The organism is Butyrivibrio sp. LC3010 (genome assembly GCF_000424385.1).
Lineage (GTDB): Bacteria > Bacillota > Clostridia > Lachnospirales > Lachnospiraceae > Butyrivibrio.
In genome coordinates this window covers 18,235-37,507 of record NZ_AUJU01000026.1, presented here as the reverse complement: position 1 = coordinate 37,507, position 19,273 = coordinate 18,235, and the positions used below count along the sequence as shown (strand labels likewise).

Genomic DNA, 19,273 nt, shown 5'->3' with positions numbered 1-19,273 from the left:
TCTGTCAAATTATTGTTAACCATGGAAAAAAATAAGAACCCCCATATATAATTATACCGATAAAATCAAATATTGCCACAAAAATAAAAAACACCGCACGATTGTGCGGTGTTTAAAATATTCTAATCATGCATTCTGCATGCTCTGCAACATTTCAATTGCGGTTCTACGATCCTCCGTAGCAACTGTTCCTGTTGTGTTGTCATACTTCCCAAGCAATCTGCATCTCATTTCTTCTGGGTGATTGTACAACTGATCCATGATACGATCAAACGCTTTTTTCCATTCCATACTCTGCTCTCCTTGCTAATCTGAAGGCCCCCACCATCAGATTCTGAATCCTACTCACGTCCTTCTCCCCCCAGATCAAGACATCAATATTTTCAGATGCAAGGTTTATGATAAAGCATAGCGTGTATTGTTACAAGAAACAAAAGCTTAAGAAATTCTTAAAATTTAATTACAACCTTTGTGAAAAATCACGAAAATTATTTTGCTCTATTTTCATTATATGATTTAATCCCAAGAATTGTAACAATCATCAGTACGATACCTATAGGCATGCATATGAACCACTTGCGAATAAATCCTGAAATAAGGAATGTCAGACAAGATACTATCGCTGCTGTAATCGCATATGGAAGCTGGGTATTTACGTGCCTTATGTGCTTACAGTTTGCACCTGCACTTGCCATTATAGTCGTATCGGAAATAGGTGAGCAGTGATCACCGCAAACAGCACCTGCCATACATGCTGAAATAGAGATGATAAGCAGCTCATTACTTATATCAGAACCAAATACGTGTGCAACAATAGGAATCAGAATACCAAAAGTTCCCCATGATGTTCCGGTTGCAAATGCCATAAGTGCACCGATTATAAATACTATAGCCGGAAGAATACTCATTAACGCATCCTTGTCTGCTATTGTTTCAACTATTCCGGAGATATAATTTGCTGCTCCAAGTGAATCCGTCATTGACTTAAGTGTCCATGCCAGTGTAAGAATAAGCACTGCAGGAACCATGCTCTTAAAGCCTTCAGGAATCGCATTCATACATTCAGTAAATGACAATACCTTTGTAACTCTCATAAATATTACAGTGAAAATAAAAGCTGTGGCAGAGCCATAAACAAGTCCTACAGAAGCATCTGAATTGGCAAAAGCATCAACAATGTTTGCACCTTCAAAGAATCCACCTGTGGCAATCATGCCGATAACACTAAAGAAAATAAGTGCTACTATTGGCACAACCAGATGAATAACTCTACCCTTTGTTGAAACAGGCGGTTCAGGCTGATCTTCAGCTCCGGTAATACTTGGAACTGTATGCTCATTACCAGCAGAATCATTAGCTAAATGATTTTCTTCTGCTCTCTTCATCGGGCCATAATCAAATCCTGTAATAGACAGAGTCAATAACATAATCAGTGTCAAAATGGCATAAAAATTGTAAGGGATAGCCCTGATAAAAAGTGAAAGACCATTTGCTCCATCAACAAATCCGGTTACAGCAGCAGCCCAGGATGAAATAGGAGCTATAATGCAGACCGGTGCAGCAGTTGCATCGATAAGATATGCGAGTTTTTCTCTTGAAATTTTATGCTTATCTGTAACAGGCTTCATAACTGAACCTACTGTAAGGCAGTTGAAATAATCGTCTATAAAAATAAGACATCCAAGAGCTATCGTGGCAAGCTGCGCACCAATCTTAGTCTTTACATGCTTAATTGTCCATTTTCCAAACGCTGCGGAACCACCTGCCCTGTTCATAATCATTACCATAGTTCCAAGAAAGACAAGGAAAACTAATATTCCCACATTCCAGCTGTCTGATAATTGCCCCAGCATACCGTCGACAAAAATGTGATGCATAGTGGCTGCTAAATTAAAATTTGTGTAGAGAAGACCACCCACGATAATCCCTATGAAAAGAGAAGAATAAACCTCTTTGGTAATCAACGCTAAAACAATTGCAATGATTGTCGGAACCAGTGCCCAAAAACTATCTACAAACATACGCTCTCCTCCTTATTACTTATATTATAAAGCCTTCTCCCATTTGGAAGAAGGCTTTTTTTAACTTATTATATCCTGAAGATTAAATTTTATATGAAGAGAATCATCTAATCATCGTTTAAAAATATCTGATATAAGGTATTAAACAATACCCTGAGCCTTCATAGCCTCTGCAACCTTAAGGAAACCTGCAATGTTAGCTCCTGCAACGTAGTTGCCTTCCATGCCGTACTTCTTAGCAGCATCATCGATATTATGATAAATATTAACCATGATCTGCTTAAGCTTTGCATCAACTTCCTCAAATGTCCAGTGAAGTCTCTCAGAGTTCTGGCTCATCTCAAGAGCTGATGTAGCAACACCACCTGCGTTTGCAGCCTTACCGCCTACGAACATAACCTTGTTCTGCTGTAAGTATTCTGTAGCTTCGATTGTTGTAGGCATGTTAGCACCTTCACATACTGCCTGAACACCATTAGCAACGAGCTGCTTAGCATCCTCAAGCTGAAGTTCATTCTGTGTAGCGCAAGGAAGAGCCACATCACACTTGATGCTCCATACGCCTCTGCCCTCATGATACTCAGCTGACTTTCTTGCAGCAGCGTACTCTGTAAGGCGTGCTCTCTTAACTTCCTTAACTTCCTTAAGAAGCTCAACATCAATTCCTTCAGAATCATAAATCCAGCCTGTAGAATCAGAACATGTAACAACCTTGGCACCAAGCTGCTGAGCCTTCTCAATAGCATAGATAGCAACGTTACCTGCACCTGAAACAACTACTGTCTTACCAGAGATGTCAGAACCATTGCACTTAAGTAATTCTTCAGTAAGATAAAGAAGACCATAACCTGTAGCCTGTGTACGTGCAAGTGATCCACCATATGTAAGTCCCTTACCTGTAAGAACACCTTCATATGTGTCACGGATTCTCTTGTACTGACCGTACATGTAACCAATCTCACGTCCGCCTACACCGATATCACCTGCAGGAACATCAGTATCAGCACCGATATGTCTGAAAAGCTCTGTCATAAAGCTCTGGCAGAATGCCATAATTTCTCTGTCTGACTTACCCTTAGGATCAAAGTCAGAACCACCCTTGCCACCACCGATAGGAAGTCCTGTAAGAGAGTTCTTGAAAATCTGCTCAAAACCAAGGAACTTGATGATACCAAGATTTACTGAAGGATGGAAACGAAGTCCTCCCTTATAAGGTCCGATTGCTGAATTGAACTGAATACGGAAACCATTGTTTACCTGAACCTGTCCTTTATCATCTACCCACGGAACTCTGAAAAGAATCTGTCTTTCAGGAGTGCAAAGTCTCTCAAGGAGTGCATCCTTTCTGTACTCTTCCTCATTTGCATCAATAACAACTCTTAAGGAATCAAGTACTTCCTTTACAGCCTGATGGAATTCCGGCTGTGCTGGATTCTTCTCAACAACATAATTGTAGACTTCATCAACGTATGACATTTTTAATATCCTCCTATGATTAAAAAATCTAGCGTATCAAACCTCTGGCCCTGCTCTGAAAAAGTGTACAAAAAAAGAGCGTAAAGCTTCATAGGTCTTTACGCTCCATTGCGCAGACACCACTGTCCGAAAAGTATTATTTCACAATGGTTCTAAAACGTCAAGCACTTTATTACGTTAAACTGAAAAAATCTTTTATTTTTATTCTTCCTTTTTATCTTCCTCAGCTGCAACTTCCTGTGGGAATTTAACTCCGGTCTGCCCTCTCACAAAGTCCATGATATTCATGATCTTAAGAGTCTGTGCGTGAGTCATCTCAGGGCACTCCTTCCATCCCTCATCAAGTGCCTTGAAGGCTGCTGATACCTCATATTCATATCCGGTTATCTGTCTTTCCCTCTTATAATAAGATATCTTCTCTCCTGCATTGTTATACACTGTTATATCCGCAAAGTTATTGATATCCTGCACCTCAATATGTCCATTTGCACCATAAATAATTCCCTTGCAAGGGCCAAAGGATGTAGCGAAACAGGTCACAACTGCCATCTGTCCATTCCTGTATTTTAAGCTTATTATGTCCTGAGTATCCATCCCCCGGTCATTAAGAACAGCCTGCGACTGAATATCAGTAATATCATCTCCAAGAACAAGAGACGCAAAGGTTAATCCATAGACACCTATATCAAGGAGTGCGCCACCACCAAGAGCAGGATCCTGAATCCTTTGTTTCCATGCAATATTAAAGCTAAGATCAGCAGTAACCATAGATATATCACCTATTATGTTTCCTGCTACTACTTCCTTAAGCTTTGAAGCAAGAGGTAAAAATCTTGTCCACATTGCTTCTGTGAGAAGCACATTATTTTTAGCAGCAATCTCAAACAATTCTTTTGCCTGCTGTTCGTTCAGGGTAAATGCTTTCTCGCAAAGTACATTCTTCCCATTTTCAAGCGCAAGTTTAACGTTATCATAGTGGGCAGAATGAGGAGTTGCGACATAAATAAGCTCAATCTTTGGATCCTTGCAAAGTTCCTCATATGAACCATAGTAATTTTTTATTTTAAATTCCCCTGCAAAGCTCTCTGCCTTCTCAATGGTTCTTGATGCAACCGCATGACATACTACCCCCTTCATTCCTGAAAGAGTTTTAGCCATCATACGAGCAATGTCACCGGTTCCCATAATACCTACTTTTTTCTTTTCAAACATAACAAGTCCTTTCTAAATTAGTATTGGCACGATTACTTAGTAATCCTGACCTATCGGCCTAAACCATTCCAACCTCTTTACAATTTCCGGCATCCTCGCCAAGTTTTCTGCACAAACAATTTACGCGCAGCGGTTCCCCTGCTGCGCGCATAAATCATCAATCCTCATTAGTAAGAAACTCAGATTTGATATATCCTGTATCTCCGTTAAATTTAACTTTTGCCCATCCACTAGCATACTGTTCTATAACTTCAACAATATCACCTTTGTAAATGTTGCCAACTATTTCAGAATCAGTACTCTGTCCCTTACGAAGTCGTACTGCCTCAGAAACCTTCATTTTGCCCTTAGCATAAACACTAACCTTAGAGGAATTATCATCTGTAGTTTCTTCCGGCTTCTCTTCGGTAGTTTCTGTTGTAGTATTCTCTTCAGTAACAGTCTCTTCTGTTGTACTCTCTTCCGTCGTAGTCTCTTCCGTCGTAGTCTCTTCTGCAGCAGCATCCCCTGCATCAGCCTGATCTTCATTGATTTCTGTGAAGTACTCAGTCTTTACAAAGGCCTCTCCATCATTGTACTTGATCTTACTCCATCCATTTTCACGGGATTCAATTCTCTCAAATACCTGATCTTTTTCAGTTTTACCAAGAATATCAGCATTCTCAGAATCAGAACTTCTGATGTTTATGACATCTGTAGCCTTAATCTTGGTTGCAACTACAGGCTGAGGCTCCTCAGCAGGCTGTTCCTGAGCTTCTGCATTTTCACCCTCAGGGTTCTCTGTAGCTTCACCTGTCTCTGTGCTAGCTTCACCCTCAGGTGCGCCTTCAGCATTCTCGCCGTTATCAACAGCTTCTCCGTTTTCAGCTGTAGCTTCCGGCACGGCCGGTTCTCCTGATTCAATTGCAGCAAGAGCTTCTCCGACAGAAACCTGTATACTTGCGCTCATGTCAGAAAGGAACTTGGCAAGTTCCTCATTGGCAGCAATGATGTCATTATAATTCGCAGCAACCTGGTTATTCAGATCAACAACATCTGCCTGAAGTGAAATATTACTGATATATTCAGTCACTTTTTCATCAACAACATCACCATTTATGTATAATTTGCCATTTTCATCTGTACAAACATACATAGTCTGCATTCCCGGAAGAGGTGTATCATATCCTTCAAAAAGGACTTCTGTATATACGTAAGCAACATAACTTCCATCAATCGGACCAGGCTTGGTATAAACATCAACTGTAGGTACATCAACTATATACTTTGATACTTCTTTAAGTCTGAGTTCCTCTGTAGATTCAAGTCCTGTATAAATTGACTTGATAGTATCCATGTCTCCTGCTGAATAAGCTGTATAATATGTGCTCATAAGAGCATTGACATCTTCGTAAGCATTTTTTTCAAGATCGACCTCAGGAACTATATAGCTTCCGTTTTCATCAATAGTAACCTGAGCATCTTCTGTTATTGTCGGTGTAGTTCTATTATTAGCATTAAGTGCGATTACTATGGTAATTCCTACTGCGACTACCAGGATAATAGGCATAACAAGTTTTTTATTATCAGTAATAAACTCCCAGAAATTCCTTCTATCCTGTACAGCGAACGGATTCTCCGGTGTCTTGTCCTTCTTATTAAAATTCATTCCCTTAAAATTCATCGTTTTGTTTCCTTTCTGTGACAAAAGATGCACCCGACAGGAATCGAACCTGCATTAAAGGCGTCGGAGGCCTCCGTTCTATCCATTAGACTACGGGTGCAAATTGTTACAGATTTATTACGTACCCGACTATCATAACATAGTATCTTTGACCTATTCAACCTTTTTCACACTATTTTCAATAGTTCTGTCATAATAATACAAACTATCCGCCAATATATCTTCAGACTTTACGCAAGTAGAATTTACACATTTTACCATTTTCAGAAGCTCTCCGGCATCTTTATCCACACTAAGCTCCTTAACAAAAATCAGCTCGTGCACAGAAGATGGTATTATATAATAATTTGAGCCAAATACCTCTCCCATCTTCTTAAGAATTCCCGGGTAAAGCATAACGGATGCTCCATTGGTATACCTGACATTACTTACTACAAACATACCATTCTCCGGCAACAGATTTGCCAGAAATGTATCTTCGGATTTCCTTAGCAGAAACTCTTTCATGGATATTATATCGGAAGGAAAAAGTCTTGGCGTATTCTCTATTGCAGCCTCAAATAAATCTTCCTCACAGACACCCCAGACCTTCAGGTAATCATCCTTTATCTGAATTGAGCCATCAAGTCCCCTGGTATTAAGCGATACAAAATATGTCACTGCCAGATCTTCAATGACTCTGTGGGGCATGTTTTCCAGTCTGTCTCTATTTTTATCCCTATTAATTATTTTAAAACATATTTCATGTGATATGGAGTCATAATTTTCAAAAAATGACATATCAACATTATCGGTAATAATATACTTTTCAAAAGTCCCAATTACTTCTTCTGATACGTCATTAACGCTCTTTTTCCCATCCTTATAATCATGATAAAAATCATCCATATAAATCGTGGGACTGCAATTGCTTTCATTAATTTTAACACACAATGCTCTCTTTAAAAGACCATTATTCTTAGTAACAACATGCGTTGTTACCTTCGCTCTGTCTCCATAAAAATCTTCCACTCTGTTCTTTATTTCATTATAAAATAATTCCTTTTCCAATAATTTTCTCCTTTTTTCTGTTATTCGCATAGACCTGTATAGGCTTTATTTGCTTCATTTTCCGATTTTAAGCTATAAGAATTTCGCTTGCGAAATTCTCGCGACAAGCACGGTTGCTTTGCAACTATATTCCTTTTGCGCTAAGCGCGGTTGCTTTAGCAACTATATTCCTCTCGCGCGAGTGCGCATCCCCGCGGAGCGTTTTTTGTCGTAGAGGAAATCCAACGGATTTTCCTTTATGAGAACAAAGAGTCGCTCGCGACTCTTTGCGCGCTGGTGCGCGCAAGCTTTAGCTTGCAAAATTCATCTGCGCACCAGTCGCATCCATAGCGGAGCGCTTTTTATTCAATAGGAAATCCGAAGGAATTTCCTATTGAATAAAAAAAGACAATGAAAGCTCAAATAACTTTCATTGTCTTACAAGTCTATAAATACAATTTTCAGAAAAAACGGTAATTAATTAAACTCTGGAGAGGTATTCTCCTGATCTTGTGTCAATCTTGATAACATCGCCTTCGTTAACGAAAAGCGGAACCTGTACAACAGCACCTGTCTCAACAGTAGCAGGCTTTGTAGCACCAGTAGCTGTATCACCCTTGAAGCCAGGCTCTGTCTCAGAAATAGCGAGCTCTACAAAAAGCGGAGGCTCAATAGCAAATACATTGCCATTGTATGAGTTAACCTGAACTGTCTCATTCTCCTTAACATACTTCATAGAATCGCCAACCTGCTCCTTTGTAAGAGAGATCTGCTCATAAGATTCGTTATCCATGAAGTTGTAAAGATCACCATCAGCATAGAGATACTGCATATCTTTACGATCAATACGTGCTGCAGGGAATTTCTCAGTAGGACGGAAAGTTGTTTCCTTAACACCACCATTGATGATATCCTTGAGCTTTGTTCTTACAAATGCTGCGCCCTTACCGGGTTTAACATGCTGGAATTCTATTATCTGACATACATTACCATCAATTTCGATGGTCATACCGTTTCTGAAATCACTTGCAGAAATCATAAAAATCCTCCTAATATATACAAATCAAACAACTAGATTATATTATACTAATGTTTACTTTTTTTCAATACCCATTTTAAATCGTTTATTTTCTTTTAGCAATACAATAGTCAATAGCTTCAATATAACCCTGAAGTCCATGTCCGTAAATCTGCTCATGACATGCCGGTGCTGTAACGGAATTAGCCCTGAAGCTCTCACGTTCCTTAATATTGGATATGTGAACCTCCACCTTTATGATATTCTCCAGACTTTTTAATGCATCATGGATTGCATAACTGTAATGGGTGTATGCTCCGGGATTTATGACGATGCCTTCAGTCCCGTCACTGTAGGCTTCCTGAAGCCTGTCAATGATAGCCCCTTCATGATTTGACTGAAATACTGTGATATCAGAGCCGGATTCCTTTGCCTTTTCATCAATGATTTTCAAAAGGTAATCATAGTCTTCATTACCATAAATATTTTTCTCTCTAATCCCGAGGAAATTAAGATTTGGACCATTTATAACAAGTATCTTCATAATATATATCCTCACAACATAGCTTCCACTATTGTATTTGCCACCTGTTCAACAGAAAACTCATCAGTCGCAATTTCAAGGTCACAGGCCATATTATAAATATCCCTTCGCTCATCCTGAAGCTCTTTTATCTTCTGAAGGACATTATCTGATTTAAGGAGCGGCCTTGAATTATCATATTTTACTCTCTTATAAACAGTTTCAGGACTGGCGCTAAGGAAAAAGACAGTCCCGATTTTTTTCATATTTTCTCTGTTCTCTTCCCTTATCGGAAGACCGCCTCCAACGGAAAGCACAATTCCATGCTTTTTACTCTTGCACAGATTATTTAAATAATCTGTCTCCATATCGCGGAAAGCAGCTTCTCCCTGTTCTGCAAAAATATCGTTAATGGATTTCTTTTGCTTTTTCACTATGAGTTCATCGGTATCAATAAACTCGTAGTCAAGAAGCTTACAGATGCACTTTGCAACTGAACTTTTTCCACTTCCCATAAATCCGGTAAGCACAATATTTTTATTTTGCAAAAGCTCGCGTAAAAGCCTGCCATATATTACCTTGCATTCCGCGTCACTTACACTGACGTTATTCCAGAGCTCATACGCTTCTATACCCTGATATAAAAGCATCTTAAGGCCTGAAATACAAAGTGCTCCGGCATTTTCGCACAGCCTTATAAATTTCGTCTTAAAAGGTTTGTATACTGCATCAAATCCGATTTTGATCAGCTTATAAAAATCCTCATCCTCAATTGGCGCACAGGATACCTCCGGATAAAGCCCAACCCTGGTCATCTGAAAACAGATGCATTTCCTGTCTCCCGGTACTTTTTTATAATCACTGATTGCTAATGCTTTGGCAATCTCCTTACCTGCAAAAGAATTGACTTCCTCACAGAGCTTTAATGCTTTCTCATAGGTTCTGTTAAGAATATATATATCAGACGCACCCTCTTTTACTGCAAGAAAGGCTGCAGGCCTTGCCGCTCCTCCGGCTCCCAGAATTATCACTCTCTCATCATTAAGATTTACATTCTTTTCCTTAAGAGACCGAAGTATTCCTAAATAATCTGTGTTATATCCCTTGAAGCCTCTTTTGTCCTCAGTTCTTACAAGAGTATTTACGGCGCCAATTCTGCCGGCAACCTCATCAATCTCATTTAGATATGGTATCACAGCACTTTTATGAGGAACCGTCACGTTAAGTCCGAGAATATCCAGCGCAAGCGCTCCTTTTATGGCAGCTTCCACATCAGCATCCTGTACTTCAAACGGAACATAGACCATATCTATATTCTTTATCTCATTTAAAGTATTGTGGATTGCCGGTGAAAGAGTATGATGAACAGGATTCCCAATAAGTCCACAAACCCTGGTCGTTCCCTTTATATCTTTTTTCATAGAAATCCTCCGATATGCTTTAGTAACCTTATACCAGTAAAGCAATCACGTAAATCACATATTGTTACTGCTCACACATTACATTGCTCACAACAACGGGATTTGCCCATTACCGATCATTATTCTTTTTAAGATGTCTTCTATAGAAGAAAAGGACAATAGCTTCAAGTCTTCTTTTAAGGATAATCTGTATCTCTTCCCTGCTGTCAATCTGATCAACAAGAATTGTATGGATTCCTGCTCTGTTTGCTCCCCAGACATCAGTAAAAATCTGATCTCCTACAAAAAGAGTATTTTCAGGCCTTGTCCCCATACGTTCCATTGCCTTTAGATATCCTTTCAAAAGAGGCTTATCAGCTTTATATATATACTCTGATTCAACAGCCTTAGCAAACGGACTGACTCTTGGCTCTTTATTATTAGAAAGAAGCATCGTCTTGTAGCCAAGCTCATGAAGCCTTTCAAAAAGCTCTACTGCCCTATCATCAGCCGGATCACCATGCGGAACAAGAGTATTATCTATGTCAAAGATAACACCTCTGTAGCCTTCATCATAAAATTTATCAAATGGAATTAAATAAGTTGATTCCGAGGTCTCGCTCGGATAAAGTAAATGTCTCATAGAGAAAACTATAACACATATCAATACAGTTTAACACGATGTTTTTTTAATTCCCTCAGGAAACCCGGAAATCGAATCATACCTATTAAATATATGAGTTCCTGACCGGAAATTCCTCACTAACCATCGGCGACTGATGACAACGCAGTAAATTCAGATTTTAGCAAATATATAGTCGAGTTAATATGAAACAGCTACACTAGGTATTCCTCTCAAAAAAAGACAGAACCCTTAAGAGTTCTGCCAAAAAGAAGCAATCTTATTTTTGAATTACAATTCCGTCTTCATCATTAAGTATCACTTTAGATGAATCACCTAAAGTATCAGTTTTATCTACTCCGTTACCAACAAAATACTGATATTCATGAAGTATTGAATCCTTCTGCATGTCGGATACAGCCTTACGCATAAGACTAGACTGCGCAAGCCCAAGATTGGAAAGTCCTACAAGTGAATTATCCCGATTTCCCAATGAGATCTTCACATCCCCAACTGTAGTATTCTTTCTTGGAGTCTTTACAAGCGTATCCTTTGAAGATGCCACTTCAGAGCTGTCAGAAACCTGTCCTTCCAAAGAAGCAACTTCATGCTTTTTTTCTCCACCAGTTTTGTCAGGCACAGAGACATTATCAGGATAGATTTTCTTCAAATATGAATCATCATAGCCATCGATTCTCATATGCCCCCTCCTTTCTTCACACATATTTAATAATACATGAAAAAATGGGTTAAATCAACAAAGTTTCATTTTTTGCATTGTGCTTGCTAATTCATGACTATTTGCACGTTTTTTAGTTTATTATCCTCAAAGGAGCCTTATCAATTTCGTATACCGCATATCTGAAGGAATTCGGTATAGTATAAAACAGCTCAAAACATAGCAAACATACAGTCACATTAGTATAATTATGTCTTATCAACTCACTCTGCATAATTATTCGGCATATTTTTTCAATAACTTTAGTCCATATTGAATTTTTTATCTGATTACCTAATTCCTGCAGCCTTTAGAAGTTCCATAGTGTATTCACTCTTTGGACGTCTGTATATTTCCTTCGGAACACCATATTCCTTGATAATACCCCCGTTCATTACGGCAACATGATCGCACAGCTGGTATATAACCCTCAGGTCATGGGATATGAAAAGAATGGTTATTCCCATTTCCTTATGAAGCGTTCGTAAAAGCTCCAGGATCTGAGCCTGAATTGTAACGTCCAAAGCAGATACCGGCTCATCTGCAATGAGTACCTTAGGTGATCTCATCAGCGCAACACCTATACTTACACGCTGCCTTTGACCTCCTGAGAGCTGTGAAGGATATCTGTCAAGCAGTTCCAGGGGAAGCCCTATCGCCTGCATTATTTCCTTAGCTCTTTGTTCCATCTCTTCTGAAGTCCACTTTTTATAACGATCTACCTTTAATGGTTCCTTCAATAACCACCCAATCTTTTTCTTCGGATTAAGTGAAGAATAGGGATCTTGAAAAACCATCTGTGCATCAGAGTACTTCTGAATGATTTCTCCATCTATTTCTTTATTCATACCTACAATTGCCTTTGCAAGTGTAGATTTCCCACATCCTGATTCACCGGCAATGCCAAGAATCTCACCTTCATACACATCAAGAGAAATCCCCTTTATTACCATGTGTCTGTTTTTTCCTCTAAGATATGAGTTATTCTTTTTATAGTAAACCTTCAGATCTTTAATCTGAATAACCTTTTCCTGTTCCATATTAATTCCCAATTAATCCAGGTCTATTTGTGGAATTGCAGCGATCAATTTCCTTGTATAATTCATTGAAGGTCGCTTGAAAATTTCCTCAACATTTCCAGTCTCAACTATGTTTCCGTTCTGCATAACAATAACTCTGCTGCAGATCTGTCTTATCAGTGATAAATCATGAGAGATAAAGATTATTGCTGTTCCCTTTTCTCTGTTCATCTTACGAAGCAACTCAACTATCTGTGCCTGAATAGTAACATCCAATGCCGTTGTAGGTTCATCTGCAATAAGTATCCTTGGCTCAGCAATCATTGCTGCTGCTATCATCACACGCTGTCTCTGTCCACCGGAAAGCTGATGCGGATATTTATCATAAGGTCTTTCAAGGTCATTTAATCCCACCGCTTCAAGCATCTTTAACGCCCGGCGTTTTCTCTCAGCTTTATCCATTTCTTTGTGATGGATTCTAAGCGACTCCTCAACCTGCCAGCCAATCTTCTTAACCGGATTAAGCGAAGTCATAGGCTCCTGGAAAATCATAGAAATCTCATCACCCTGATATGACCTCAATGTTTTTCTGTCACAGGTAAGAAGATCTGTTCCATCAAACATTATCTTACCTTTTTTGGTAAGTGCATGTCTTTTCAGGAGTCCTGCAATCGCCAGAGCGCTCATGCTTTTCCCGGAGCCTGACTCTCCGACAATACCGACGATTTCTCCGGCTTCAAGCATAAGATCAAAATCCTCTACTACTGTTTCAGGCTTATCATGATCATGAAATTCTATATGAAGATCTGTTACATCAAGAATCACGTTATTATTCATTGTATTTCCCATTTGATATGTAATATAAATGTCGCTTGTTACAGTTCCGGAGTCTCCAAAATTTTGTTTCATAAAAAAATTACATCAGAAACATAAAATAGCTCATATAACTCCAACAATAACACTATTCTTTCATGATGAAATTCTCTTTATTCCTTCACCGAGGAATGAGAATCCAAGAACCATAAGCACTATCACCACACCTATGCTGATTACATAGCTGGGTTTATTAAAAAGATAGCCCTGAGCGTCAGACAACATATTTCCAAGGCTGGCATATGGCGGCTGAGCGCCAATTCCCAAAAAGCTAAGTCCTGCCTCAGCCAGAACAGCATTATTAAAACCTATCATCACTGAAGAAAGTAATACCTCAACGGTATTTGGAAGAATGTGCACAAAAATAATTCTTAGCGAAGATACTCCCTGAAGCTTTGCAACTTCCACATAATCCATATTTTTGCACCTTAGAAACTCACTTCGTACTATTCTTGCAAAACTGGGAACGAAGGAAATTCCAAGTGCAACAGCTACCTGATATGTACCTGTTCCAAAAAGGCTTACAAATACAAGTGAAAGCAAAATGCTGGGAAACGCAAGCATCGCATCCACGATACGCATCGTTATTTCATCAGCGATACCTCCAAAATAACCTGTAAGCGCTCCAATCACTGTTCCAACGCCCGCTCCGAGAAGTATTGTAAATGTGGCAATAGCAAGAGTTATCCTGCTTCCATAAAGCACCCTGCTAAACACATCCCTCCCCATATTATCCGTACCCATGAGATGTTTTAACGACATCCCCTGAAGCTTTGCAGATGAGTCCATCTTAGTGGGACTGTATGGTGTATAAAAAATGCCAATTATTACCATCAAAAGCACAACACCGGTAATTGCCATACCAAGAATAAGATAGGTATTTCTTCTACCGGTGGCTGTATTCTTTTTAAAAAGAGCTAAAAATCTCTTCATTACTTTCCTGCCTCAATTCTTGGATCAATGATTCTATATATAATATCCACTAAGAAATTTACTACCAGAACCATAATCGCTATCCCCATAATTATTGCTTCCACAACAGGATAGTCACGATTATTTATCGATGTCAGTAGTATTCTGCTTATACCGGGTATTCCAAAAACCTGCTCTATTACAATGCTTCCTGCAACCATGTCTGCAAGAGCCATTCCCATAAAAGTAACTACCGGGATCATTGCATTTTTAAGAACATGCAGATATAAAACTGCATTAGTGGTATTTCCTCTGCTATAAGCGGTTCTAGTATAATCCTTTCCTGCTTCCTCGATAACCGAGCCTCGAAGAAGTTTCGTAGCCATAGCTGCCTTTGGAAGCGCTATAGCAAAAGCTGGTAAAATTAGATATTTTAAAAATTCACTTACATCCTTCGTATATGATACAAAACCTCCCGGAGTAAAGATTTTTATTACTACTCCAAAAAAGAAGGTCAATAATATTCCTGAGAAAAATGGCGGTATAGCCATAATAATCTGATTAAGAGATGAAACAATATGATCAATCAATCCGTTTTCATATTTTGCTGTATAAATTCCAAGAGGAATCGAAACGACTACCATAATAACAAAAGACATGATAGCCAAAGTAAGTGTTATCGGTATTTTTTCTGCAATCATTCCCGCAACCGGGATCTTATAATTGTATGATGTACCAAGATCTCCTTGTACAAAGGCGCTGGCCCAACGAAAATATCTGACAATAAGCGGAGCATTCAGCCCCATTTTTTCTCTGTATTGTGCTAAAAGTTCCGGAGTGGCTTCCGTTCCGAACATTCTTGTAACGGGGTCTCCGGGTATTAAACTAAAAGCAAGGAACACGCAGAAAGATACAACGATCAAAGTAAGCGCCATGCTCAAAGCTTTTTTCAATATATATCTCATATGCGTGTTCCTCGTATTTCAAATTATAATTTTTAAAAAATTACTGTGCAGGTTTGATCTTAGAAAAATCCTGCGCATATAACGGATAGAATGTATATCCTGTAAACTTCTTATTAACTGCTACAAATTCCGGAAGATCCTGTATATATACATTTGCTGCTGTCTCAGAAAGAATCTTCTCACATTCCTTGTAGTACTTAGTTTTTTCATTATCATCAACTGCTGCAATTGCTGCTTCCAACGCCTTATCATAATCTGCATTACTGTAGTTAATGAAATTATTGTGGGCATCAGATTCAAATCTGCTAAGCATTGCATAAGCTGTAAGAGTTGAAGCATCAACACCTACGACTGTTGATTCAAAATTACGATTTGTGTAAACATCCTCAAGCCATGAATTCCATTCAACTTCCTGTATTGTTGCGTTTACACCGATTTCCTTAAGCTCCTCAACAATTACCTGTGCTGTATCTACATGCTGTGTGTAGTTTGAAGGAACTGTGATTGTGAAATCAAAGCCATCAGCATATCCTGCCTCAGCAAGAAGTTCCTTTGCCTTATCGATGTCCTGGTTGTATGTGTCATTAAGACTTGCATCAAAGTACTTTGCAAATGAAGGATACATACTACTTCCAAGCTCTGTTCCCTTACCATCTGATACAAAATCCATTATTGTCTGAGGATCGATAGCATAGCAAAGTGCCTGACGAACCTTCTCGTTATCAAATGGAGCTTTTGCATTGTTAAGATATAATGCCTGCACAAGGTTCATTGTTCCCTCATATATATCAAACTTATCTGAGAGCTGTGAAACCTGAGCTGATGTTACGCGGGCAAATAAATCTATTGAACCGCCTTCAAGATCCATAACAATAGCATCGCTGTTTGCCTCAATCTTAAGCACTACATCCTGAATATATGCGGGCTCGCCCCAATATTCATCAAACTTTGTAAGAACTACATTCTCCTGTGGAGAGCGTGAAACAAATTTGTAGGGGCCTGTTCCTATAGGATTAGCTTCAGGATCTTCATTAGCAGCAGGTATAATGGCAACTGTCATATATGCCAAAAACTCTGTATTTGCTTCCTTCAGTGTCATCACTATAGTTGAGTCATCCTGAACCTCGACACTTTCAATATTAGAAAAAGCCGATATCAACGGATCTGTTCCATCGGTACCGGCGTTACGCTCTATAGAATATTTAACATCCTCTGCCGTAACCGTCTGACCGTCGTGGAACTTAACTCCATCTCTCAGTGTGAATGTGTAAACCTTTCCATCATCAGAAATTGTGTAGTCACTGGCTATAGCAGGCTTAAGATTACCGTCCTGATCTGGCTTAACAAGTCCTTCATAGATATTGAACAGTATCTCTCTAGATCCCGCCGAAGTAGCCATGTGCGGGTCCAAACTGTCGATATCCTGGGGAATACCAATGGTAATCTTTGAAAGATCATCTTCTGTCGCAGTGCTCTCAGCTTCCTCCGTTTCACTGTTCGTTGAACTGGTGGTCTCGGTAGCTTCTGTTGCATCTGCCGTAGATTCCTCTGCCTTTTTACTTGAGCATCCGCTCAATGTAAGAGTCAGTGTCGTTAACACAACCAAAAGAGTGGAAAGGCTTCTCCTTCCAATACTTTTCTTCATCATGTTACAATCCTTCCTTCCGTATTAAGTTTTTTAACCTAATCAACTATACGTAAAGAAGAACGGGATGTCAATATAAAGTTAAAGAATATTGAATCTCTTCAAAACCCAAGAATCGGATTAAAAAAGTTATTCTTTTTTCAAAAGCGGAGTGCTCTTATCTGTTGAATCGGTTATAACGCCCTCCTCTTCCTTCTCAAGAACAATCTTTAATTCATCCATAAATGTATTAACGTCCTTGAATTCACGATAAACAGAAGCAAATCTCACATATGCAACCGGATCAAGATTCTTCATTTTCTCCATGCAGAGCTCACCGATAATACGGCTTGGTATCTCCTTTTGCTCAAGATTAAATACCTCAGTCTCAACAGCATCAACAATGCTTGTAATCTGCTGAGCACTAACAGGTCTCTTATGGCAGGCTCTAAGTACACCAGCCTCAATCTTAGCGCGGTTATAAGGCTCACGATTATTATCCTTCTTGATAACAATCAGCGGGATAGTCTCTACCTTCTCATAGGTTGTAAACCTCTTGCCACAGGAGTCGCATACACGTCTGCGTCTTATTGACGTATTATCATCAGCAGGTCTTGAATCAATTACACGAGTGTTGTCTTTACCGCAAAAAGGACACTTCATAGCATTAACCTTTCTGTGCACCTTGCACATAGAAAATCAATATTTGGTGTATGAATTATTAACCCACACAAATTATTGTAACATTACTAAACGTAATTTTCCACACAAAAAAGCAATAATGCGCATAAAAAAGCGATAATACGAACAAAAAAGTGACATCTCAAAGGAAAATGCAGCATTACAAACATAAATAAAGAGCAACCACAAAATGATTGCTCTTTACAATAGTCATATATAATTATTTTTTCTGCAAGAAATCCGGAATCTTAAGACTCTTAGCTTCTACGGAGCTTCTAACCTCCGGAGCACGATTAAGACCTGCTTGCGGTCTGGGTGTCGGCTGAGGAGTTATCGGTCTTGCGGGTTGAACCGGCTGTGCACTACGCGCTGTGAGTGTATCAATTGTAGGCTCCGGCATTATCTGATTAGACTGAACCTGTACCTGAGGAGTTACTGTAGGTGTAACCTGAGGTGCAGTGGGCTGCTGAACAGGTTTTGCGACAGGCTTCGCTGCCGGTAAAACGTTGTTCTTATCATCGATACCTGTAGCAATAACAGTAATATTGCAGGTATCAGCCATACTCTCATCATACATAGCACCAAAGATGATATTAACATCATCGCCGGCAAGATTTCTAATATAATCTGATGCAACTGAAGCATCCATAAGTGTAATGTCACCGGATACATTGATAATGACATTTGATGCACCATCAATCTTAGTCTCAAGAAGAGGAGACTCAACAGCCATCTTAACTGCATCGGCAGCCTTGTCATCACCCTTACCAAATCCAATACCGATATGTGCGATTCCTTTTTCCTTCATGACTGTCTGTACATCAGCAAAGTCGAGGTTGATAACTGCGGGAACATTAATAAGATCTGTAATTCCCTGAACAGCCTGCTGAAGTACCTCATCTGCCTTTTTAAGTGCATCAGGCATTGTTGTACGTCTGTCAACAATCTGAAGAAGCTTATCATTAGGAATAACGATAAGTGTATCAACATTATTCTTTATAGTATTAATGCCCTGAAGTGCATTCTGCATACGAACACGAGCTTCGAAAGCAAAAGGCTTGGTAACAACACCAACAGTAAGTATCCCCATATCCTTTGCTATCTTAGCAACAACAGGAGCAGCACCAGTACCGGTACCGCCACCCATACCACAGGTGACAAAGACCATATCAGCACCCTTAAGTGCATTAGTGATCTCTTCCTGACTCTCCTCGGCTGCCTTCTGACCGATCTCAGGCTTAGCTCCTGCGCCAAGTCCCTTGGTCAGCTTCTCACCGATCTGCAAAAGCTTTGGTGCTTTGCAGAGCTGCAGAGCCTGCTTATCCGTATTAATTCCGATGAATTCAACACCGGAAATACTTTCTTCTACCATTCTATTTACAGCATTATTTCCTGCGCCACCTACCCCAACGACTATTATCTTGGCACCGGATTCAGCTTCATTCGACTTAAGTTCAAGCAAGATAGTGCTCCTCCTTCATAACCTAAAACTCCTACAAGCCATTTTATAATTTTTT

Annotated in this window: 18 protein-coding genes and 1 tRNA gene; all 19 read right to left on the bottom strand. The window is 39.4% G+C overall.

Annotated elements, in window-relative coordinates; all coding sequences use genetic code 11:
• Positions 1-126: 126 nt before the first annotated feature.
• The 19 genes from G622_RS25895 to ftsZ all read right to left on the bottom strand — a co-directional run bounded on the left by G622_RS25895 (position 127) and on the right by ftsZ (position 19,218).
• Entirely contained in the window at positions 127-291 is a 165-nt protein-coding gene (locus tag G622_RS25895; protein ID WP_155831523.1) for a hypothetical protein, read from the bottom strand.
• A gap of 197 nt (positions 292-488) precedes the next feature.
• Positions 489-2,021, bottom strand: coding sequence for a Na+/H+ antiporter NhaC family protein (locus tag G622_RS23215; RefSeq protein ID WP_044913397.1), 1,533 nt, complete (start codon positions 2,019-2,021; stop codon positions 489-491).
• A 141-nt stretch (positions 2,022-2,162) separates the two neighbouring features.
• The gene (gdhA, locus tag G622_RS0115770; RefSeq protein WP_026511503.1) at positions 2,163-3,497 is read right to left on the bottom strand and encodes an NADP-specific glutamate dehydrogenase; all 1,335 of its coding nucleotides are present in this window, start codon (positions 3,495-3,497) and stop codon (positions 2,163-2,165) included.
• A gap of 201 nt (positions 3,498-3,698) precedes the next feature.
• Complete coding sequence (locus tag G622_RS23210; protein ID WP_044957872.1) at positions 3,699-4,709, bottom strand: Gfo/Idh/MocA family protein; 1,011 nt, start codon at positions 4,707-4,709, stop codon at positions 3,699-3,701.
• 157 nt (positions 4,710-4,866) lie between these two features.
• Positions 4,867-6,372 carry an SH3 domain-containing protein gene (locus G622_RS0115755; protein ID WP_026511502.1) on the bottom strand — a complete coding sequence of 502 codons (1,506 nt, stop codon included), beginning with the start codon at positions 6,370-6,372 and terminating at the stop codon, positions 4,867-4,869.
• A gap of 28 nt (positions 6,373-6,400) precedes the next feature.
• Positions 6,401-6,472, bottom strand: a tRNA-Arg gene (locus tag G622_RS0115750).
• A gap of 53 nt (positions 6,473-6,525) precedes the next feature.
• Positions 6,526-7,422: a DUF5688 family protein gene (locus G622_RS0115745; protein WP_026511501.1), complete on the bottom strand. Its 897-nt coding sequence runs from the start codon at positions 7,420-7,422 to the stop codon at positions 6,526-6,528.
• 460 nt (positions 7,423-7,882) lie between these two features.
• A complete protein-coding gene (gene efp, locus G622_RS0115740) occupies positions 7,883-8,440 on the bottom strand; it encodes an elongation factor P (protein ID WP_026511500.1) in 558 nt (185 codons plus the stop codon).
• Between the two features lie 85 nt (positions 8,441-8,525).
• The gene (locus tag G622_RS0115735; protein ID WP_026511499.1) at positions 8,526-8,963 is read right to left on the bottom strand and encodes a type II 3-dehydroquinate dehydratase; all 438 of its coding nucleotides are present in this window, start codon (positions 8,961-8,963) and stop codon (positions 8,526-8,528) included.
• An 11-nt stretch (positions 8,964-8,974) separates the two neighbouring features.
• The gene (gene aroE, locus G622_RS26215) at positions 8,975-10,363 is read right to left on the bottom strand and encodes a shikimate dehydrogenase (RefSeq protein WP_196814229.1); all 1,389 of its coding nucleotides are present in this window, start codon (positions 10,361-10,363) and stop codon (positions 8,975-8,977) included.
• Between the two features lie 109 nt (positions 10,364-10,472).
• A complete protein-coding gene (locus G622_RS0115725) occupies positions 10,473-10,985 on the bottom strand; it encodes a YqeG family HAD IIIA-type phosphatase (protein ID WP_026511497.1) in 513 nt (170 codons plus the stop codon).
• A 259-nt stretch (positions 10,986-11,244) separates the two neighbouring features.
• The gene (locus tag G622_RS0115720) at positions 11,245-11,664 is read right to left on the bottom strand and encodes a hypothetical protein (protein WP_026511496.1); all 420 of its coding nucleotides are present in this window, start codon (positions 11,662-11,664) and stop codon (positions 11,245-11,247) included.
• A 308-nt stretch (positions 11,665-11,972) separates the two neighbouring features.
• Positions 11,973-12,722, bottom strand: coding sequence for an ABC transporter ATP-binding protein (locus G622_RS0115715; RefSeq protein ID WP_026511495.1), 750 nt, complete (start codon positions 12,720-12,722; stop codon positions 11,973-11,975).
• Between the two features lie 12 nt (positions 12,723-12,734).
• Entirely contained in the window at positions 12,735-13,538 is an 804-nt protein-coding gene (locus G622_RS23205; RefSeq protein ID WP_155831522.1) for an ABC transporter ATP-binding protein, read from the bottom strand.
• A 132-nt stretch (positions 13,539-13,670) separates the two neighbouring features.
• Positions 13,671-14,507, bottom strand: a complete 837-nt coding sequence (locus G622_RS0115705) for an ABC transporter permease (protein WP_026511494.1) — start codon at positions 14,505-14,507, stop codon at positions 13,671-13,673.
• On the bottom strand, positions 14,507-15,451 hold the full coding sequence (locus G622_RS0115700; RefSeq protein ID WP_026511493.1) for an ABC transporter permease: 945 nt from the start codon (positions 15,449-15,451) through the stop codon (positions 14,507-14,509). Before G622_RS0115700 ends, G622_RS0115705 begins: the two co-directional genes overlap by 1 nt.
• 40 nt (positions 15,452-15,491) lie before the next feature.
• Complete coding sequence (locus G622_RS0115695) at positions 15,492-17,099, bottom strand: ABC transporter substrate-binding protein (protein WP_196814228.1); 1,608 nt, start codon at positions 17,097-17,099, stop codon at positions 15,492-15,494.
• A 126-nt stretch (positions 17,100-17,225) separates the two neighbouring features.
• Entirely contained in the window at positions 17,226-17,738 is a 513-nt protein-coding gene (gene nrdR, locus G622_RS23200; RefSeq protein WP_044913389.1) for a transcriptional regulator NrdR, read from the bottom strand.
• Positions 17,739-17,976: 238 nt separating this feature from the next.
• Positions 17,977-19,218: a cell division protein FtsZ gene (gene ftsZ / locus G622_RS0115685; RefSeq protein WP_026511491.1), complete on the bottom strand. Its 1,242-nt coding sequence runs from the start codon at positions 19,216-19,218 to the stop codon at positions 17,977-17,979.
• Positions 19,219-19,273: the final 55 nt, after the last annotated feature.

Coding starts and splice junctions, on each gene's coding strand:
- G622_RS0115735 (WP_026511499.1), bottom strand. CDS start 8,963: ATGAAGATACTTGTTATAAATGGTCCAAATCTTAATTTCCTCGGGATT.
- G622_RS0115695 (WP_196814228.1), bottom strand. CDS start 17,099: ATGATGAAGAAAAGTATTGGAAGGAGAAGCCTTTCCACTCTTTTGGTT.
- G622_RS0115755 (WP_026511502.1), bottom strand. CDS start 6,372: ATGAATTTTAAGGGAATGAATTTTAATAAGAAGGACAAGACACCGGAG.
- efp (WP_026511500.1), bottom strand. CDS start 8,440: ATGATTTCTGCAAGTGATTTCAGAAACGGTATGACCATCGAAATTGAT.
- G622_RS25895 (WP_155831523.1), bottom strand. CDS start 291: ATGGAATGGAAAAAAGCGTTTGATCGTATCATGGATCAGTTGTACAAT.
- gdhA (WP_026511503.1), bottom strand. CDS start 3,497: ATGTCATACGTTGATGAAGTCTACAATTATGTTGTTGAGAAGAATCCA.
- G622_RS23215 (WP_044913397.1), bottom strand. CDS start 2,021: ATGTTTGTAGATAGTTTTTGGGCACTGGTTCCGACAATCATTGCAATT.
- G622_RS0115725 (WP_026511497.1), bottom strand. CDS start 10,985: ATGAGACATTTACTTTATCCGAGCGAGACCTCGGAATCAACTTATTTA.
- G622_RS23205 (WP_155831522.1), bottom strand. CDS start 13,538: ATGAATAATAACGTGATTCTTGATGTAACAGATCTTCATATAGAATTT.
- G622_RS0115720 (WP_026511496.1), bottom strand. CDS start 11,664: ATGAGAATCGATGGCTATGATGATTCATATTTGAAGAAAATCTATCCT.
- G622_RS0115705 (WP_026511494.1), bottom strand. CDS start 14,507: ATGAAGAGATTTTTAGCTCTTTTTAAAAAGAATACAGCCACCGGTAGA.
- nrdR (WP_044913389.1), bottom strand. CDS start 17,738: ATGAAGTGTCCTTTTTGCGGTAAAGACAACACTCGTGTAATTGATTCA.
- G622_RS0115700 (WP_026511493.1), bottom strand. CDS start 15,451: ATGAGATATATATTGAAAAAAGCTTTGAGCATGGCGCTTACTTTGATC.
- aroE (WP_196814229.1), bottom strand. CDS start 10,363: ATGAAAAAAGATATAAAGGGAACGACCAGGGTTTGTGGACTTATTGGG.
- G622_RS23210 (WP_044957872.1), bottom strand. CDS start 4,709: ATGTTTGAAAAGAAAAAAGTAGGTATTATGGGAACCGGTGACATTGCT.
- G622_RS0115715 (WP_026511495.1), bottom strand. CDS start 12,722: ATGGAACAGGAAAAGGTTATTCAGATTAAAGATCTGAAGGTTTACTAT.